Annotated in this window: 17 protein-coding genes and 1 pseudogene; 14 read left to right on the forward strand and 4 right to left on the reverse strand. The window is 64.3% G+C overall.

The genetic code is table 11. The annotated features are described in order from the left end of the window. Positions 1–298 precede the first annotated feature (298 nt). From NKH19_RS25150 to NKH19_RS25160, 3 genes are all read right to left on the reverse strand, one after another. Positions 299–952 carry a methionine ABC transporter permease gene (locus NKH19_RS25150; RefSeq protein WP_352870250.1) on the reverse strand — a complete coding sequence of 218 codons (654 nt, stop codon included), beginning with the start codon at positions 950–952 and terminating at the stop codon, positions 299–301. Continuing rightward, entirely contained in the window at positions 933–2,021 is a 1,089-nt protein-coding gene (locus tag NKH19_RS25155) for a methionine ABC transporter ATP-binding protein (protein WP_352982951.1), read from the reverse strand. The genes NKH19_RS25150 and NKH19_RS25155 overlap by 20 nt, the downstream gene beginning before the upstream one ends. Positions 2,022–2,107: 86 nt before the next feature. Next, entirely contained in the window at positions 2,108–2,962 is an 855-nt protein-coding gene (locus NKH19_RS25160; protein WP_352870248.1) for a MetQ/NlpA family lipoprotein, read from the reverse strand. A 503-nt stretch (positions 2,963–3,465) separates the two neighbouring features. On the opposite strand from NKH19_RS25160, the gene hpaR reads away from it, so the two are divergent. Beyond that, complete coding sequence (gene hpaR, locus NKH19_RS25165) at positions 3,466–3,861, forward strand: homoprotocatechuate degradation operon regulator HpaR (RefSeq protein WP_352870322.1); 396 nt, start codon at positions 3,466–3,468, stop codon at positions 3,859–3,861. Positions 3,862–4,066: 205 nt separating this feature from the next. Here the strand turns inward: hpaR and NKH19_RS25170 are convergent, their stop codons facing one another. Beyond that, on the reverse strand, positions 4,067–4,189 hold the full coding sequence (locus NKH19_RS25170; protein ID WP_352870323.1) for a hypothetical protein: 123 nt from the start codon (positions 4,187–4,189) through the stop codon (positions 4,067–4,069). A gap of 67 nt (positions 4,190–4,256) precedes the next feature. Between NKH19_RS25170 and NKH19_RS25175 the strand changes: the two are divergent. The 13 genes and pseudogenes from NKH19_RS25175 to NKH19_RS25235 form a co-directional block, all read left to right on the forward strand. Continuing rightward, positions 4,257–4,485 (forward strand): annotated as a pseudogene (locus NKH19_RS25175) (cupin domain-containing protein); the annotation flags it as partial. A 778-nt stretch (positions 4,486–5,263) separates the two neighbouring features. Next, a complete protein-coding gene (locus tag NKH19_RS25180) occupies positions 5,264–6,358 on the forward strand; it encodes a transporter substrate-binding protein (RefSeq protein ID WP_352870247.1) in 1,095 nt (364 codons plus the stop codon). Continuing rightward, on the forward strand, positions 6,355–6,972 hold the full coding sequence (locus tag NKH19_RS25185) for an ANTAR domain-containing response regulator (protein WP_352870246.1): 618 nt from the start codon (positions 6,355–6,357) through the stop codon (positions 6,970–6,972). The genes NKH19_RS25180 and NKH19_RS25185 overlap by 4 nt, the downstream gene beginning before the upstream one ends. 19 nt (positions 6,973–6,991) lie before the next feature. Next, positions 6,992–7,858 carry an ABC transporter permease gene (locus NKH19_RS25190; RefSeq protein ID WP_352870321.1) on the forward strand — a complete coding sequence of 289 codons (867 nt, stop codon included), beginning with the start codon at positions 6,992–6,994 and terminating at the stop codon, positions 7,856–7,858. Then, the gene (locus NKH19_RS25195; RefSeq protein WP_352870245.1) at positions 7,855–8,775 is read left to right on the forward strand and encodes an ABC transporter permease; all 921 of its coding nucleotides are present in this window, start codon (positions 7,855–7,857) and stop codon (positions 8,773–8,775) included. The genes NKH19_RS25190 and NKH19_RS25195 overlap by 4 nt, the downstream gene beginning before the upstream one ends. A 112-nt stretch (positions 8,776–8,887) precedes the next feature. Further along, positions 8,888–10,483, forward strand: coding sequence for an ABC transporter substrate-binding protein (locus tag NKH19_RS25200; protein ID WP_502911019.1), 1,596 nt, complete (start codon positions 8,888–8,890; stop codon positions 10,481–10,483). Next, positions 10,473–11,417: an acetamidase/formamidase family protein gene (locus NKH19_RS25205; protein ID WP_352870243.1), complete on the forward strand. Its 945-nt coding sequence runs from the start codon at positions 10,473–10,475 to the stop codon at positions 11,415–11,417. Before NKH19_RS25200 ends, NKH19_RS25205 begins: the two co-directional genes overlap by 11 nt. A gap of 208 nt (positions 11,418–11,625) precedes the next feature. Next, positions 11,626–13,389: an ABC transporter ATP-binding protein gene (locus NKH19_RS25210; protein ID WP_352870242.1), complete on the forward strand. Its 1,764-nt coding sequence runs from the start codon at positions 11,626–11,628 to the stop codon at positions 13,387–13,389. Between the two features lie 247 nt (positions 13,390–13,636). After that, positions 13,637–14,845, forward strand: coding sequence for an ABC transporter substrate-binding protein (locus NKH19_RS25215; protein WP_352870241.1), 1,209 nt, complete (start codon positions 13,637–13,639; stop codon positions 14,843–14,845). An 11-nt stretch (positions 14,846–14,856) separates the two neighbouring features. After that, entirely contained in the window at positions 14,857–15,636 is a 780-nt protein-coding gene (locus tag NKH19_RS25220) for an ABC transporter ATP-binding protein (protein WP_352870240.1), read from the forward strand. After that, positions 15,629–16,339, forward strand: a complete 711-nt coding sequence (locus tag NKH19_RS25225; protein WP_352870239.1) for an ABC transporter ATP-binding protein — start codon at positions 15,629–15,631, stop codon at positions 16,337–16,339. Before NKH19_RS25220 ends, NKH19_RS25225 begins: the two co-directional genes overlap by 8 nt. Before the next feature lie 7 nt (positions 16,340–16,346). Next, complete coding sequence (locus tag NKH19_RS25230) at positions 16,347–17,234, forward strand: branched-chain amino acid ABC transporter permease (RefSeq protein WP_352870238.1); 888 nt, start codon at positions 16,347–16,349, stop codon at positions 17,232–17,234. Positions 17,235–17,277: 43 nt separating this feature from the next. Next, complete coding sequence (locus NKH19_RS25235) at positions 17,278–18,249, forward strand: branched-chain amino acid ABC transporter permease (RefSeq protein WP_352870320.1); 972 nt, start codon at positions 17,278–17,280, stop codon at positions 18,247–18,249. Positions 18,250–18,412: the final 163 nt, after the last annotated feature.

The following is an 18,412-nucleotide window of genomic DNA, read 5'->3' on the forward strand; positions in this document are numbered from 1 at the left end:
TTCTTCGATCCGGAGGGCGTTAGGTTGCGAGGCTAACTCGGCTAGTCCCAAAGCGTCATAGTGGCCAACCCTAGGCGCTGCCCCTCACCTGCCTGCCGGCATCCACTCCCCGTATAGTGACGGGGAGAGGGGCGCTGTCGTTGACGATTTCGCCAGTTACCAGCGTTACAGGAAGAATGTCGGCGTTACGGCCAGCCCCTCTCTCCCCGTTCTACGGGGAGAGATGTCCGGCAGGACAGTGAGGGGCGGCGCCAACGGTAGAAGGCCTCGGCCGAACCGAATGTTCAGCCGCTGACCATTATCTCCGGTCCAGCCTCGCCACCAGACGGTCCCCTACCCACTGGATGCCGCAGACCAGGATGATCAGCACGATCACCACGGCGATCATCACCGAGGTCTCAAAGCGCTGGTAGCCGTAGCGGATGGCGAGGTCGCCGAGGCCGCCGGCGCCGATGGCGCCGGCCATGGCGGAGGCGCCGATCAGCGTCACCAGCGTGACCGTGAAGCCGGCGACGATGCCGGGCAGGGCTTCGGGCACCAGCACCTCGCGAATGATCGTCCAGCGGTTGCCGCCCATGGCCCGCGCCGCCTCGATCAAGCCGTGGTCGACCTCGCGCAGCGACACTTCGGCGATGCGCGCATAGTAGGGCGTGGCGGCGATCGACAGCGGCACGATCGCCGCCCAGGTGCCGATCGAGGTGCCGACGATCAGCCGCGTCACCGGGATCAGCGCCACCAGAAGGATGATGAAGGGCACCGAGCGGAAGCCGTTGATGACGGCGCCAAGCGCCCGGTTCACCCACAGGCTCTCGGCAATGCCGCCACGTTCGGTGGCAATCAACGCCAGGCCGAGCGGCAGGCCGAAGACCAGCGAGATGAGGCCGGACGCGGCCGTCATCAGCACCGTTTCCCAGATCGAACGCAGCAGAAGCTCAAACAGGATTGGCGACATGGCCAAGCACCTCCACCCGCGCCTGGCGGGCCTTCAGGAATGTGATGATTTCGGCGAGATGGTTTGCATCGCTGCCCGGAACAGAAAGGAACAGCGTCCCGACGGGCCGCTGCTGGATATGGTCGATGCCGCCATGGACAAGGCGGAATGCGCCTGGAATAGCAGTGGCGAGGTCGGACAGCAGCGGGCCGCTTGCCGCCTCGCCGGCCACGTCCACGCGCAGGATCGTCTCCGCGCCGGCCGCCGGCAGCAGCCGGGCCGCCAGTTCGGCCGGCAGCTGCGGCCGGGTGGCGCCGAGCAGGCTTTTTGTGATGTCGGAGCGCGGGTCGGCGAACACCGACCACACCGGCCCTTGCTCGACGATGCGCCCGGCATCGATCACCGCCACCCGGTCGGCGATCGAGCGGATCACTTCCATCTCATGGGTGATCAGCAGGATGGTCAGGCCAAGCCGCCGGTTGATGTCCTTGAGCAGCGCGAGAATGGAGCGCGTCGTCTCCGGGTCGAGCGCCGAGGTCGCTTCGTCCGACAGCAACAGCGCCGGGCGCGCGGCAAGCGCCCTGGCGATGCCGACGCGCTGCTTCTGGCCGCCCGACAGCGATGCCGGATAGGCTTTTGCCTTCTCCGACAGACCGACGAGATCGAGCAGCTCGGCCGCGCGTGCCAACCGCTCGGCCCTCGGGCGGCCTTCGAGCTTGAGCGGCAGCGCCACATTGTCCTCGACGGTCTTGGCCGACAAAAGGTTGAAATGCTGGAAGATCATGCCGATGCGCCGGCGCAGCGGCTGCAGGTCGCGCTCGCCGAGCCGACTGATCTCGCGGCCCTCGATGAACACCTCGCCGGAGTCAGGCCGCTCCAGCCCGTTCAGGCAGCGGATCAGCGTCGACTTGCCGGCGCCGCTACGGCCGATGATGCCGAGGATCTCGCCCTTGCGCACGGTCAGCGAAATGCCGTCGAGCGCCGCGGTCGCGCCGAAGCGGCGCTTCAGGTCGACAAGGCGCACGACATCTTGCTGTGTTGCGCTGGCCTGCTCCGTGGTCTCGGCGGTCAAGGTAAAGTGCTGGTTCATGGGCGGATCCTGAAAATACGAGTGCGGCCCGCGCGTGGCGCGGACCGCCTTGCAGTCAAAGCTGACGCTTTAGCGCCTGTATGTCCTCAATAGGCGCTGAGGCCGGTGCCCTTGTAGACCTTGTCGAACTCGGCTTTCACCGCCTCGTTCTGGTACGAAGCCACCAGCGTCTTCACCCAGGCCTCGTTCTCGTTGCCGGTCTTCACCGCGATGAAGTTGCGGTACGGATTGTCGGCAATGGGCTCCTGCGCGATGCGGTTTTCCGGCGTCAGCCCGCTTTTCAGCGCCCAGTCGGTGTTGACCACGGCGGCATCGAGATCCTCCACCGAGCGGCCGACGATACCGGCGTCGAGTTCCTTGATCACCACCTTCTTGGCATTCTCGGCGATGTCGGCGGTGGTGGCCAAGATGCCGGTCCCGTCCTTCAGCTTGATCACGCCTTCATTCTGCAAGACGCGCAGTGCCCGGCCTTCATTGGACGGGTCGTTCGGCACGCCGATGACCGCGCCCTCGGGCAGCTCGGCGACCTTTGTGTACTTCTTCGAGTAGAGGCCGATCGGCCAGACGCCGGTGTAGCCGACCCGGACGATGTGATAGCCTTGCGTCTTGATCTGGTTGTCGAGATAGGGCTGGTGCTGGAAGGCGTTGGCGTCGATTTCGCCACGCTCCAGCGCCTCGTTGGGCTGGGTGTAGTCGTTGAACACCACGGTCTCGATGGCGAGGCCCTTTTCGGCCGCCTGGGCGACGACGACCCGCCAGACATCCTCGTCCTCGCCGCTGATGATGCCGACCTTGATCGCCTTCTTGTCTTCGGCGAACGACACGCTGGGCGCCATCAGGCTGCCGACCGCGACGGCCGATGCGAACAGCAGAGCAAGGCCGCTGCGCCGGTTGACGGTTGACCAAAGGGAAGATGGCAAAGTGTTCTTGAAGTCGGACATGATTGATCTCTGCGGTTGTGAAGTCATGGCAGCCAGGCGGATTGCCTAGCCTTGGTCACATCCTCAGAAATTCTATCGATTATATCAAAGAACGTGTTTCGCCGTTCTCGTCAAAGCCGGGAATATTCTCTCAAAAATTTGAAGAGCGTGAGCAAAAGACGCCGCCTGACAGGCCGCAGTGGGTCGCGGTGCGATCCTGTACCCTCGAGAGGAGATCAGATTCGGAGATGGCTCAGCGCCCATATCGACCTTGTCATCGAGATTGGCCGAATACTCGATCGAGAAGTGAGGCACGGCGCGTCGTTCCCAGGGTTATTGCTTTGTTGTAGTTAACGCGTTAATTACATGCGGCATCCACGAAGTCAAGTCTTGCATCGGGCTTGGCGCAACGATACGGGATGGCAGGAACGGGCCTTGGCTGAGGGAAGGTCTGTTTTCGATCGCAAGCCAGTGTGGGGAGACTGTTTTTCTTGCTGCCTGAAAACACCCGTCGTTCCCTGCCGATGGCGCTCCTTCACGCCCGCGAAGCGGTGATGGCGCGGTTTCGCCCGATGCTCGCGGCGCATGACGTGACCGAACAGCAATGGCGCGTGCTGCGTGTGTTGAGCGAAGCCGGCCCGGTCGAGGCGACGGAGCTTGCCGATCGCGCCTCGGTGCTGCCGCCCAGCCTGACGCGCATCATCAAGGCGCTCGAGGGGCGGAAATTCATCACCCGCAACAAGGCGGAAGGCGACGGCCGCCGCGTCGTGCTGACAATCGCCCCGGCCGGCTCCGCTTTGATCGACGCCCTGTCGCCCGAGCGGCGCGTCATCTATGACGATATCGAACAGCGTTTTGGCCACGACAAGCTTGAGCAACTGCTCGATCTCCTGGAAAGCCTGATCGACGGCGAGGGCTGAGACAGTTCAGCACCTCCGCGCGGAAGTTTTGACTGGTCGCCTGCGTTACAGGCCGCATGCCTTGAAGATTGGCGGAAACATCAATCGCTTCGTCATCCTATGGCGGAGCAAGGAGCGAAGCGACGCGGCGCAGACCGTAGGATGACGAAGTTGGGGGGAGGCTTCGGCCAACTTCGAATGTTCGTGTAGCGCTACCAGCGAAAACTCACCCGCCAAAGCTGCCAAGCCGCGTCGGCTGTGTATAGTTGCGATCGACATAGAGCATGTGGTCACGCGTCAGCACGTTGACGCAGAAGCGCCGGTTGGACAGGAACACCCTTGTCGGCACGGAAATCTTCCGATCGCATCTTGGATCCTCCCTTAACGCGTTAACTATGGCGTTGGTTGCCAGAAATGCCCGCGCAAACGTTCATCTTGGCCAGGTCGCGGCGCACAAACATCCGCAGATGGGCCAGATCACCTATTGGACCGGCGGCTCCGGCACCTACCGCATTGAAGACCGGTCCTGGGACTTTTCCGCGCCCGCCGTCAGCTTCGTTGCCGAGTACGATCGTGCATGGCTTCTCGATCGGGCCGGGCGCCGACGTCATCGTCGTGTCGGTCGCCGACGATGCGCTCGCCGCCCGTGGCCACTTTTTCGTGAAGCCGCACGGGTTGATCCAAGCGCCTGTTTGCCTAGGTAAAAGGAGCGGCGGGCGCCACGCAAATCCCACAATCGGTATGACATTTTCCTGTATTCGAAAGCTTGCCCTTCCTGTTCTGTTCGTCGGCATGCAATCCTCCTGTGTCATTCCCGACGATACGTCGCGCGTCGCCAAGGTTGACCCCACGGTGGCGGCGGCTCGCAAGGAGATGGTCGGCCTCAGCGAAGCCGACGTCCGGATGTGCGCGGGGTTTCCGACCGCCACCGCTGACGCTGGCCGATCGGGCCAGATCTGGACCTATAAGCGCGTCGTTCAGCGCGGCAATCTCAGCATTGTCGTCCCAACCCTGGCGGTAGGCGCGATCCCGGTGGTCGGCGGCTCCGTCAATGTCGCTCCAGGCGGCTATTGCGACACGCAAATTCGCATGGTCGACGGCCGCGTTGCCGAAGTTGCCTACGCCGGCGACAACAATCTGCCGAACAGCCGCGACGCGCTTTGTGTCAGCACGGTGGACGCCTGCTTGGCCTATGCCCGCCAACACAGTCAGAGGCCGGCGGCCAGATAGCTGGCGGCAACGAGACAGCGATGGCAGCCAGTGGGTGTCGCACGCGGATATCGTTGGGGCTTGACTGACCGCCCCTACCGAATAGGTTAGCCATCGGAAAAATACCGGCTCTGATCGCCGGGCGGCAAATATGCCTCGTATGCCTCGCCCTCCGGCGCTGGCTGCGGGGCATTGTCATTTCTAGGGGATCTGTTTGAAACGGCGCATCGAGATCGGCATCCTCTATTCCCGCTCGGGGAGCTACCAGCTCGTGTCCGATGCGTGCCGCATGGGCGCCATGCGCGCGATCGCCGACATCAACGCCGACCGGAGCTCAGGCATCGAGCTGGTGCCGGTCGAGCGCGATCCGCAAAGCAATGCCGACCGCTACGCGACGCTCTGCGAGGACATCTTCAAGACCAGCAGCGCGCGCCATGTCGTCGGCTGCGTCACCTCCTGGAGCCGCAAGGAGACGATCCCGGTCTTGGAGAAGGCGGGCGGCATGCTCTGGTACGCCTGCCCCTACGAGGGCTTCGAGGCCAACGAGCATGTCGTCTACATGCACGCCTGCCCCAACCAGCATCTGGTGCCGTTGATGGCGCATGTCGTGCCGCGCTTCGGCGCCAACGGCTTCCTGCTCGGCTCGAACTATATCTGGGGCTGGGAGATGAACCGCGTCGCGCGCGACCTGATCGCCGATGCCGGCGGCAAGGTCCTGGGCGAGCGCTATCTGCGCATCGGCGAGACCGACGTGTCGCGCCTGATCGCGGAGATCCGCGCCACGCGGCCGAACTTCGTCCTCAACAATTTGATCGGAACCTCGTCCTACGCCTTCCTGGCGGCCTATCGCGACCTCGCGGCTGAGGATCCAGCCTTCAGCCCGGAAGCCTGCCCGGTCATCTCCTGCAACCTCACCGAGGGCGAGCTGCCGGCGATCGGTGTATCAGGCAAAGGGCATTTGTCGGTTGGGCCGTATTTCGCGCCACGCCCGGCCGCATTCGCCTCGTCCTTCGAGGCCGCGGCCTATGCCTCCGTGCAAGTGATGGCCGACGTGCTCTCCAGCGATCCCGAGGCCGGCCCGGCGGAATTCTCCAAAGCCTTCGCCGAACGGCGCTTCTCCACCCGGCTAGGGCCGATCGCCATCGACGCCCACTCCCAGCACGCCACGCTGCCCGTGATCATCGGGCGCATCGCGGACGGCTTCTTCGAGGTCGTCAGCCGTGAGGACGAGGTCGCGCCGGACCCTTATCTGTCGCGCTACGACCCCGCCAAAACGTTCGGCCGTCCGCGCCTGAGGGTGGTGTCGTGACGAGGACGCCGCGCATCCCCAATCTCGGTGGCGCCAGGGCCTTCATCCTGCATCGCCCGCATCCGACGGTGCAGGCCATCACCCGGCAATTGTCGGCGATCGGCCTGATCACGCTGGACTGCTGGCCCGAACTGCCGCCCGAGGCATTGGCGGCCGATTTCGTCTTCTTCGACGCCGATCTCGGCTTTGACGAGCAATTTCCGTGGAAGCCGGGCGAAGCGCCGATGCCGCTGGTGGCGCTGATCGGTTCCGAGGCGCCGGGCCGCATCGAATGGGCGCTGTCGCACAAGGCCGATGCGCAACTGCTGAAGCCCGTCGGCAATGCCGGCGTTTATAGCGCGCTGCTGATCGCGAGGCAGAGTTTCGAGGCGCGAAAACACCTGGCCAGCGAGATCGCTTCGCTTCGCCAGCGTGTCGCCGAGCGCCAGACCATCGTGCGCGCGGTGGCTGCACTGTCGAAAGGCACCGATGACGAGCGCGCCTATGCGCGGCTGCGCTCGTTGGCGATGAGCTGGCAGATCAGCGTCGAGGACGCCGCGCGCCGGATCGTGGCGATGACAAGCGAGGAAGCAACGGGGGAAGAGGGCGGCGATGACCAGTCCCATCGCGCCTGATCTCCCGGCGGCCGGGCGCATGCCGGTCAAGCCGCGCGCCGGCGTCTGGCGCCGTCTGGTCAAACGCCGTCTGGCCATGCTCGGCCTGGTGATCGTCGCCATCGTCGTCGCCGGCGCCGTGCTGGCGCCGTGGCTGACCGGCTACGACCCAAACGAGCAGATGTTCGACGGCCTGACCATCGAGGGCTCGCCCTTGCCGCCGGATGCAAAATTCTGGCTTGGCACCGATCTGCTCGGCCGCGACCTCCTGACCCGCATCCTCTACGGCGCCCGCACCTCGCTGATCATCGGCATAGTCGCCAACGGCGTGGCGCTGTTCATCGGCACGCTGGTCGGCGTCACCGCGGGCTATTTCCGCGGCTGGATAGGCGGCGCGCTGATGCGCTTCACCGATCTGATGATGGCATTCCCGGCGCTGCTGCTCGCCATCTGCCTGGCGGCGGTATTCCAGCCCAGCCTGTGGATCGTCGCCATGGTCATCGCCCTGGTCAACTGGGTGCAGACCGCGCGCGTCATCTATACCGAAACCTCATCGCTCGCCGAGCGCGAGTTCATCGACGCCGAACGCACCATTGGGGCGAGCGCGCCGCGCATCCTGTTTCGCCACATCCTGCCGCATCTCCTGCCGACCATCATCGTCTGGGGCACGCTCGGCATTTCGACCACCGTGCTGCTCGAAGCGACGCTCTCCTTCCTCGGCATCGGCGTGCAGCCGCCTACCGCGTCCTGGGGCAACATCATCTTCGAGAACCAGACCTATTTCCAGGCGGCACCCTGGCTGGTGTTCTTCCCAGGTGCCGCGATCCTGGCGCTGGCGCTGGCCTTCAACCTGATTGGCGATGCGCTGCGCGACATCCTCGATCCGACGCAAAGAGGCCGGGCATGATCGCCTATCTCGGCCGCCGCCTCGTCCAGTCGCTGCTCATCCTGCTCGGCGTCTCGCTGATCACCTTCGCGCTGCTCTACCTCTTGCCCGCCGACCCGGTGCGACAGATCGCCGGCCGCAGCGCCACGCCGCAGACGGTCGAGAACATCCGCCAGCAGCTCGGCCTCGACCAGCCCTTCGTCGTCCAGTATTGGCGCTATCTGGTCAGGCTGCTCAGCGGCGATCTCGGCCGCTCCTACATCCAGCGCTCCGAGGTCACCGAGCTGATCGTCTCGCGGCTGCCGGCCAGCTTGCTGCTGATGGTAGGCGCCATCCTGTGCGAGCTGTTGCTTGGCCTCAGCATGGGCCTGATCGCCGCCGTCAAGCGCGGCACCGCCACCGACCAGACGCTGATGGTCGCCTCCTTCGTCGGCGTCTCGGCACCGCAATTCGTCGTCGGCCTGCTGCTGCTCTACGTCTTTGCCGTGCGGCTCAGCTGGTTTCCGATCGGCGGCTACGGCACCTGGCGTCATCTGGTGCTGCCGTCGCTGACCATGGGCATCCTCGGCGCCGGCTGGTACGCGCGCATGATGCGCTCGTCGATGATCGACGTGCTGCGCCAGGACTATGTCCGCACCGCGCGCGCCAAGGGCCTGGCGCGCCGCGCCATCCTCTTCCGCCATGCGCTGCCCAACGCCATCCTGCCGGTCATCGCCATGATCGGCATCGACATCGGCATCTTCATGGGCGGCATCGTCATCGTCGAAAGCGTATTCGGCTGGCCCGGCATCGGCCAACTGGCGTGGCAGGCCATCCAGCGGGTCGACATTCCGATCATCATGGGCGTCACGCTGGTGTCGGCCTTCGCCATCGTGCTCGGCAATCTGCTTGCCGACATCATCGCGCCGTTCATCGACCCCCGCATCAAGCTCAGATGACAACCGGACCTGAGCGAAAACAATACGACATGACTGAAACCAAACAGAGAAAGGGAACATAAAAATGAAAAAGTTTCTCGCATCCACGGTAGCGGCATCGGCGCTGGCGCTGATGCTCGGCATGACAAGCGCCCGCGCCGAGGAGACCGTCGATCCGAACGCCAAGCAGGGCGGCGCCATCACCCTCACCTACAAGGACGACGTCGCCACGCTCGATCCGGCGATCGGCTATGACTGGCAGAACTGGTCGATGATCAAGAGCCTGTTCGACGGGCTGATGGACTACGAGCCGGGCACCACCAACCTGAAGCCGGACCTCGCCGAAAGCTACGAGATCGCGCCCGACGGCAAGACCTTCACCTTCAAGCTGCGCCATGGTGTGAAATTCCACAATGGCCGCGAGATGACCGTCGACGACGTGAAATATTCGCTCGACCGCGTCACCAGTCCGAAGACCCAGAGCCCCGGCGCCGGCTTCTTCGGCTCGATCAAGGGCTATGACGATGTCGCCGCTGGCAAGGCCGAGAGCCTTTCCGGCGTCACCGTCGTCGATCCCTACACGGTCAAGTTCGAGCTGACCCGTCCCGATGCCACCTTCCTGCATGTCATGGCCATCAACTTCTCACATGTCGTGCCGAAGGAAGAGGTCGAGAAATACGGCGCCGATTTCGGCAAGCATCCGGTCGGCACCGGTGCCTTCAAGCTCGCCGAATGGACGCTCGGCCAGCGCATCGTCTTTGAGCGCAATGCGGACTACTGGCACAAGGGGCTGCCGCATCTGGACAAGATCACCTTCGAGATCGGCCAGGAGCCGATCGTGGCGCTGCTGCGCCTGCAGAAGGGTGAGATCGACGTCCCCGGCGACGGCATTCCGCCAGCCAAGTTCCAGGAGGTGATGGCCGATCCCGAGCAGAAGGCGCGCGTCGTCGAAGGCGGTCAGCTGCACACCGGCTACGTCACCATGAACACCACCATGGCGCCGTTCGACAATGTGAAGGTGCGCCAGGCGGTCAACATGGCGATCAACAAGGCGCGCATCATCCAGATCATCAACGGTCGCGCGGTGCCGGCCAACCAGCCGCTTCCCCCGTCGATGCCCGGCTACGACAAGGAGTACAAGGGCTACCCCTACGACGTCGCCAAGGCCAAGGCGCTGCTTGCCGAAGCCGGCCATCCCGATGGGTTCGACACGCAGCTGTTCGCCATGAACACCGATCCCAACCCGCGCATCGCGCAGGCGATCCAGCAGGACCTGGCGGCGATCGGCATCAAGGCCAGCATCCAGTCGCTCGCCCAGGCCAACGTCATTGCCGCCGGCGGCGACAAGGCCGGCGCGCCGATGATCTGGTCCGGCGGCATGGCCTGGATCGCCGACTTCCCCGACCCGTCGAACTTCTACGGCCCGATCCTCGGCTGCGCTGGTGCGGTGCCGGGCGGCTGGAACTGGTCGTGGTATTGCAACAAGGATCTCGACGCCAAGGCGGCCGAGGCCGACTCGGTGGTCGATCCGGCCAAGGCCGGCGAGCGCGACAAGATGTGGAGCGCCATCTACGACAAGGTGATGGAGGACGCGCCCTGGGCGCCGGTCTTCAACGAGCAGCGCTTCACCATGAAATCGGCGCGCATGGGCGGCGCCGACAACCTCTATGTCGACCCGGTCCATATTCCGATCAACTACGACAATGTGTACGTAAAAGATGTGCAGTAGCTGCGACTACACCATCCACGGGCGCCATCATCATTTCGGCTGGGACAATTCGTTTGCCCCGGCCGAGCGGGTGGCGCCCGGCTCGACCATCGAGTTCCAGTGCCTCGATGCCGGCGGCGGCCAGCTGAGGCCCGACAGCACCGTTGCCGACGTCGCCAAGCTCGATTTCGCCATGGTCAATCCGGTGACCGGTCCGATCTTCGTCGAGGGTGCCGAACCGGGTGACGCGCTGAAGGTGACGATCGAGCTGTTCAAACCGTCCGGCTTCGGCTGGACGGCCAACATTCCGGGTTTCGGCCTGCTCGCCGACGAGTTCAAGGAGCCGGCGCTGAACATCTGGAAATATGACGCCGGTTCACTCGAGCCGGCGCTGTTCGGTAAAAACGCCCGCGTGCCGTTGAAACCGTTCGCCGGCACCATCGGCAACGCACCTGCCGAGATGGGCCACCACTCGGTGGTGCCGCCACGCCGCGTCGGCGGCAATCTCGACATCCGCGATCTCGCCGCCGGCACCACGCTCTATCTGCCGGTGGAAGTGGCGGGCGCGCTGTTTTCGGTCGGCGACACCCATGCCGCGCAAGGCGACGGCGAGGTCTGCGGCACGGCGATCGAAAGCCCGATGGATGTCGTGCTCAAGCTCGACCTGGTCAAGGATGCCAGGCTGAAGACGCCGCGCTTCACCACATCCGGCCCGGTGACGCGCCATCTCGACGCCAAGGGCTATGAGGTGACAACCGGCATCGGTCCTGACCTGATGGCCGGCGCCAGGGAAGCGGTTGCCCAGATGATCGATTTGCTTTCCGCTCGCTACAAACTCGACCCGGTCGAGGCCTATATGCTGGCCTCGGTCTGCGGCGATCTCCGCATCAGCGAGATCGTCGACATGCCGAACTGGGTGGTGTCGTTCTACTTCCCGCGCTGCGTGTTTGAATGAGAGGTCGGCGCCAAGGCACCCCCCTCTGCCCTGCCGGGCATCTCCCCCGCAAGGGGGGAGATCGGATGTCACGACGGGCTTCGCCACTTTTCAACAGTGACGAATGGACGCCGCGGCAAAACCGCCAATCTCCCCCCTTGCGGGGGAGATGTCCGGCAGGACAGAGGGGGGTGTGCCGGAGTAAATTCCTCTCGGGGTCACACGCGCAATGACCTCAACCCCCAAACCCATCCTCGACATCGCCAACCTCTCCGTCAGCGTGCGCGGCGAGGACGGCGAGCGCGAGGTCGTCTCCAACCTGTCGCTGACGCTGGCGCGCGGCGAAACGCTCTGCATTGCCGGCGAATCCGGCTCCGGCAAATCGATGACCGCGCTGGCGATCATGCAATTGCTGCCGCAGCCTGCCGCCCGGATTTCCTCCGGCACCATCCGGCTCGGTGAGACCGAGCTCACAGCGCTCGACGAGCATCGGATGCGGCGCATTCGCGGTGACCGCATCGCCATGATCTTCCAGGAGCCGATGACCTCGCTTAACCCGGTGCTGTCGATCGGCCGGCAGCTGACCGAATCCATCGAAGCGCACACCAGCCTGTCGCCAACCGAGGCCCGCCGGCGCGCCATCGAGGCGCTGAAGGCGGTGCGGATTTCCGAAGCCGAAAGCCGGCTAAAGCAATTTCCGCACGAACTCTCCGGCGGCATGCGCCAGCGCGTGATGATCGCCATGGCGCTGGCGCTCGAACCCGACGTGCTGATCGCCGACGAGCCGACGACGGCGCTCGACGTCACCGTGCAGGGCGAGGTGCTGGAACTGCTGCGCGACCTGCAGCGTCAGCATGGCACCAGCGTCATCCTCATCACCCACGACATGGGCGTCGTCGCCGAAATGGCCGACCGCGTCATCATCATGCGGCATGGCCGCATGGTCGAAGAGGGAAAAACATCAGACATCTTCGCCCGGCCGCGGGCCGACTACACGCGCGAGCTGCTTGCCGCCGTGCCGCGCATCGGCGGTGGCGTCGGCCGCCAGAAATCCAGGGATGCCGAGACGGTGACGCCGGCCAATGTCGCTGATGTCAACGATCTGCATGTCCGCTTCGATCTGCGTGGCGGCATCTTCGGCCGAGTCACCCGCCGCGTCCACGCCGTCGAAGGCGTCAGCTTTTCGATCGCGCCCAACGAGACGCTGGCGCTGGTCGGCGAGTCCGGCTGCGGCAAGTCGACCACCGCCAAGGCGCTGGCCGGATTGGTGCCTTACAGCGGCGACATCGTCATCGGTGACCGCAACCTGTCGGGCCTCGGGCGCGACGAGCGCAAGGCGGTGCGCCGTGACGTGCAGATGATCTTCCAGGACCCGTACGCCTCGCTCGATCCGCGCATGCGCGTCGGCGACCTCGTCGCCGAGCCGTTGCTGATCCATGGCATCGCGTCGAAGGAAGAGCGCAGCCAGCGTGTCGCGGGGCTGTTCGAGCGCGTCGGCCTGTCGGCCGACCAGATGGAGCTTTATCCGCATGAATTTTCCGGCGGTCAGCGCCAGCGCGTTTGTATCGCGCGCGCTCTTGCGCTGCGGCCGAAGCTGATCATCGCCGATGAAAGCGTCTCGGCGCTCGACGTCTCGGTCCAGGCGCGCGTGCTCGATCTGTTGAAGGAATTGCAGCGCGATTTCGGCGTCGCCTATCTCTTCATCTCGCACGACATGGCGGTGGTCGAGAACATTTCCGACCGCGTCGCCATCATGTATCTCGGCCAGATCGTGGAAATGGGCACGCGCGACCAGGTCTTTTCCAACCCGCGCCACCCCTATACAAGACGGCTGATCGAAGCCGTGCCGGTGCCCGACCCGGGCAAGCGAAGAAGCCGCTTCGCCCGCCTCGACAAGGAGATCCCGAGCGCCACCCGCAAGATCGGCGAGGCGCCGCTGAAGCTGGCGCTAATGGATGTCGGCAACGGCCATCTGGTCGCCGCGGAGGGCTGAGCACGTCGTAGCGGCGCCGGAATTCCAGCAGCTCGGGACGACCGCCGCGACGCCCGGGCGGTTCACATGTTGGTGTTTCATCTCGGGCTCATGGCCGGCATTATGCCGCCAAAGCGGCATCGCCTCGAATATGAAATTCGCCATTGCCCCTTGCCGTCCATCCCCATTTTCCTCATGTTCAGTTGTGCTTTGCAGATGATCGATCGTAGGGGGCGGCCGGATTCATCGTAATGGGAGGAAGTAGACCATGAAGGCATGTTATCTCGTTTCTGCCGCCCTTCTCGCCGCGGCCGCGATCCCCGCCTCGGCCGCCGAGATTTCCGACGGCAAGGTCAAGATCGGTATCCTCAATGACCAGTCGGGCGTCTATGCCGATTTCGGCGGCAAGTGGTCGGTCGAGGCGGCCAGGATGGCGGTCGAGGATTTCGGCGGCAAGGTGCAGGGAGCGTCGGTCGAAATCATCAGCGCCGACCACCAGAACAAGCCTGACATCGCCTCCAACGTCGCGCGGCAGTGGTACGACACCGAACAGGTCGATGCCATCATGGAACTGACGACCTCTTCGGTGGCGCTCGCGGTCCAGGGGATTTCCAAGGAAAAGAAGAAGATCGATATCGTCACCGGTGCGGCGACCACCGAGCTGACCGGCAAGCAGTGCTCGCCCTACGGCTTCCACTGGGCCTATGACACCCACTCGCAGGCGGTGGGAACCGGCGGCTCTCTCGTGCAGCAGGGCGGCGACAGCTGGTTCTTAGTCACCGTCGACTATGCATTCGGCTATTCGCTCAAGGAGCAGACCGCCAAGTTCGTCGAGAGCCATGGCGGCAAGGTGTTGGGCGAAGTGCGTTATCCCCTGGGGGCGACCGATTATTCGTCCTTCCTGCTGCAGGCGCAATCGTCGGGCGCCAAGGTCATCGGTCTGGCCAATGCCGGCCTCGACACCTCCAACTCCATCAAGCAGGCGGCCGAATTCGGCATCGTCCAGGGCGGCCAGCGTCTTGCAGCACTTCTCTTCACGCTGGCCGAGGTGCATGGGCTTGGCCTTCAGGCGGCGCAGGGCGTCGTGCTGACCGAGGGTTTCTACTGGGATCGCGATGACAAGAGCCGCGAATTCGCGCAGCGCTTTTTCAAGCGCACCAACCGCATGCCGAACATGATCCAGGCCGCCACCTACTCGGCGGTGACGCAATACCTGAAGGCGATCGACAAGGCCGGCACCGACGAGACCGAAGCCGTCGCCAAGCAATTGCATTCGATGCCGGTGAACGACGTTTTTACGGCCAACGGCAAGGTGCAGGCGGACGGCAACATGATCCACGACATGTATCTCTATCAGGTCAAGTCGCCAGCCGAGAGCACCAAGGAGTGGGACTACTACAAATACCTCGCCACCATCCCTGGCAACGAGGCATTCCTGAGCGAGAAGGAAAGCGGCTGTCCGACGGCCAGCCAGTGATCGGCGCGGCCATGGCGCCGCCTGACTTGAACGCGAACGAGCCGCTTGTGGTGCTTTCCGCCCGCGGTTTGCGGCGTGACTTTGCCGGCTTCGTCGCCGTCAAGAACGTCGATCTCGATGTCCGCCATGGCAACATCCATGCGCTGATCGGACCCAACGGCGCCGGCAAGACGACCGTCTTCAATCTGCTCACCAAGTTCCTGGCGCCGACCAGCGGCAGGATCGAGCTGCTCGGCCACGATATCACCCGAACCTCGCCGGCCAGGGTCGCGCGGATGGGTCTGGTGCGCTCGTTCCAGATATCGGCGATTTTTCCGCACCTCAGCGTGCTCGACAATGTGCGCGTCGCGCTGCAGCGGCCGGGCGGGCTCAGCGTTCAATTCTGGCGCTCGCTCGCGGCACTCGATCGGCTGACGCCGCGCGCCGTGGAACTGCTGCGGTCGGTCGGTCTCGACGACGCCAGGAACAGGCTCGCCGGCGATCTCTCCTATGGCAGGAAACGCGTGCTGGAGATCGCCACGACACTGGCGCTCGATCCGAAAGTGCTGCTGCTGGACGAGCCGATGGCCGGCATGGGGCATGAGGACGTGGCCACGGTTTCCGACCTCATCCGCTCGGTGGCCAAGGATCGCGCCGTGCTGATGGTCGAGCACAATTTGACTGTCGTGGCCGACCTTTGCGACTGGATAACGGTCATGCAGCGCGGCGAGGTCCTTGCCGCTGGCGACTACGCCACCGTCAGCCGCGACGAACGCGTGAAGGTCGCCTATATGGGCACCGCCGATGACTAGTGCCGCGCCTCTCCTTGCGGTCAGCGGCCTCAACGCCTGGTATGGCGAGGGCCATGCGCTGCACGGCGTCGATCTGGAGGTGTTTGCCGGCGAGACGGTCACGCTGCTCGGCCGCAACGGCGTCGGCAAGACGACGACGCTGCGCTCCATCATGGGGCTGATCCGCAAGCGCACCGGCCAGATCGCTTTCGGCGGCAAGGATCTGATGCGGCTGCCGCTGCACCGCACCGCTCATCAAGGCATCGGCTTCGTGCCGGAGGAACGCGGCATCTTCGCGACGCTGACCGTCGACGAGAATCTGGTGCTGCCGCCGGTCGTCGCCGAAGGCGGCATGAGCGTCGAGGAAATATTCGAACTCTTCCCCAATCTGAAGGAGCGGCGCAACAGTCCCGGCACGAGGCTGTCGGGCGGCGAACAGCAGATGCTGGCGATCGCGCGCATGTTGCGAACCGGCGTGAAAATGCTGCTTCTCGACGAGCCGACGGAGGGTCTCGCTCCCGTCATCGTGCAGCGCATCGGCGAGTTGCTGGCGACGTTGAAAGAGCGCGGCATGACGATCCTGCTGGTCGAGCAGAATTTCCGCTTCGCCAGCCGTGTCGCCGACCGTTTCTATCTGATGGAGCACGGCAAGGTCGTGGCGGGGTTTCCGGTCGGCGAACTGCCGGACCGCATGACGCAGCTCCACGAAGTCCTGGGTGTATGATGGCGCCATGACGATGATCTTCGGAATCCCCGTTCAGGCCTTCCTCGGCCAGTTGCTGGTCGGGCTGATCAACGGCTCGTTCTACGCCATGCTGAGCCTGGGTCTGGCCGTCATATTCGGCCTGCTGCGCGTCATCAATTTCGCCCATGGCGCCCAGTATATGCTCGGCGCCTTCGTCGGTTATCTGCTTCTCACCTATCTCGGCATCGGCTATTGGCCCGCCTTGATCCTTGCGCCGCTGATCGTCGGCGTCTTCGGCATCGTTGTCGAGCGCCTGGCGCTGTCGAAGCTGTACGATCTCGATCCGCTCTACGGCCTGCTCTTCACCTTCGGCCTCGCGCTCGTGCTCGAGGGCATATTCCGCTACTACTACGGCGTCTCGGGAAACGCCTACGCCGTGCCGCCGCTGCTTTCCGGCGGCACCAATCTCGGCTTCATGTTCCTGCCCAACTATCGCGGCTGGGTGGTGGTCGCCTCGCTGATCGTCTGCTTCGGGACCTGGGCGCTGATCGAGAAGACCAGGTTGGGTTCCTACCTGCGCGCGGCGACCGAGAATCCCCGCCTCGTCCAGGCTTTCGGCGTCAACGTGCCGTTGCTGCTGACCTTGACCTACGGCCTCGGCTCAGCCCTTGCCGGGCTTGCCGGTATTCTGGCGGCACCCGTCTATCAGGTGAGCCCGCTGATGGGATCGGATCTCATCATCGTCGTCTTCGCGGTCGTCGTGGTCGGCGGCATGGGATCGATCCTCGGCGCGATCGTCACCGGCTACATGCTCGGCCTCGCCGAGGGCCTGACCAAGGTCTTCTACCCCGAGGCCTCCAACCTCGTGGTCTTCGTCATCATGGCCATCGTGCTTTTGGTCCGGCCTGCCGGCCTGTTCGGAAGGGACGCCTGACATGTCGGAAGGGACATCCGAGATGTCGGAAGCGACATCCGACATGGCCGAACTGACGCTTCGCGAGAAGCCCGTCAGGACCTCGGCACGGCTCGAATGGACGCTGGTCGGGCTCGGCATCCTGGCGCTGCTGGTGGCGCCTTTCCTGGTCTATCCGATCTTCCTGATGAAGATGCTGTGCTTCGCGCTGTTTGCCTGCGCGTTCAATCTCCTGCTCGGCTATACCGGGCTCCTGTCGTTCGGCCATGCCACCTTCTTTGGCGGCGCCGCCTACTTCACCGCGCATGCCGTCAAGGTCTGGGGCTGGCCGCCGGAAGCGGGCATCCTGCTCGGCATGGCGGGCGCGGCCGTGCTCGGCCTTGTCATGGGCTTCTTCGCCATTCGCCGGCAAGGCATCTACTTCGCCATGATCACCCTGGCGCTGTCGCAGATGTTCTTCTTCTTCTGCGTGCAGGTGCCCTTCACGCAAGGCGAGGACGGCATCCAAGGCGTGCCGCGCGGCATGCTGCTCGGCGTGCTCGACCTGAACGTGTCGCTGAACATGTATTATTTCGTGCTGGCGGTGTTCCTGATCGGCGTCTTCGCCATCTGGCGCATCGTCAATTCGCCGTTCGGCATGATCCTGCGCTCGATCCGCGAAAACGAGAACCGCGCCATTTCGCTGGGCTATTCCGTCGCCAACTACAAGCTAGGGGCCTTCGTCATGTCGGCCGCGCTGGCCGGGCTGGCCGGTTCGCTCAAGGCGATCGTCTTCCAGTTCGCCACGCTCACCGACGTCACCTGGCAGATGTCGGGCGAGGTGATCCTGATGACGCTTCTCGGCGGCATCGGCACGATGGTCGGCCCGATCATCGGCGCAAGCCTGGTCATCGGACTGGAAAACACGCTTGCCACCTCCGGTTTTCCGGTGACCATCGCCACCGGCCTGATCTTCATGGTGTGCGTGCTGATCTTCCGGCGCGGCATTGTCGGCGAATTTTATGCGCGGGTGATCAAGCGGGCGGCGAAGGAGTGATCGGCTCCGGATCGACTGCGCGTGATTGAGCGGACCTCGTCAGGGGCGCTTTGCCCGTTGTAGAAACGTCTTGATCGGGGGCCGGAGAACGAACCCGCTGCGCGGGAGGGGCGCCTGCGGTTGAGGTAGAGATCAAGAACCGGTCGTCGCGCTCGCGTTGAGC

This window comes from Mesorhizobium sp. M1338, from assembly GCF_040318045.1.
Taxonomy (GTDB): domain Bacteria; phylum Pseudomonadota; class Alphaproteobacteria; order Rhizobiales; family Rhizobiaceae; genus Mesorhizobium.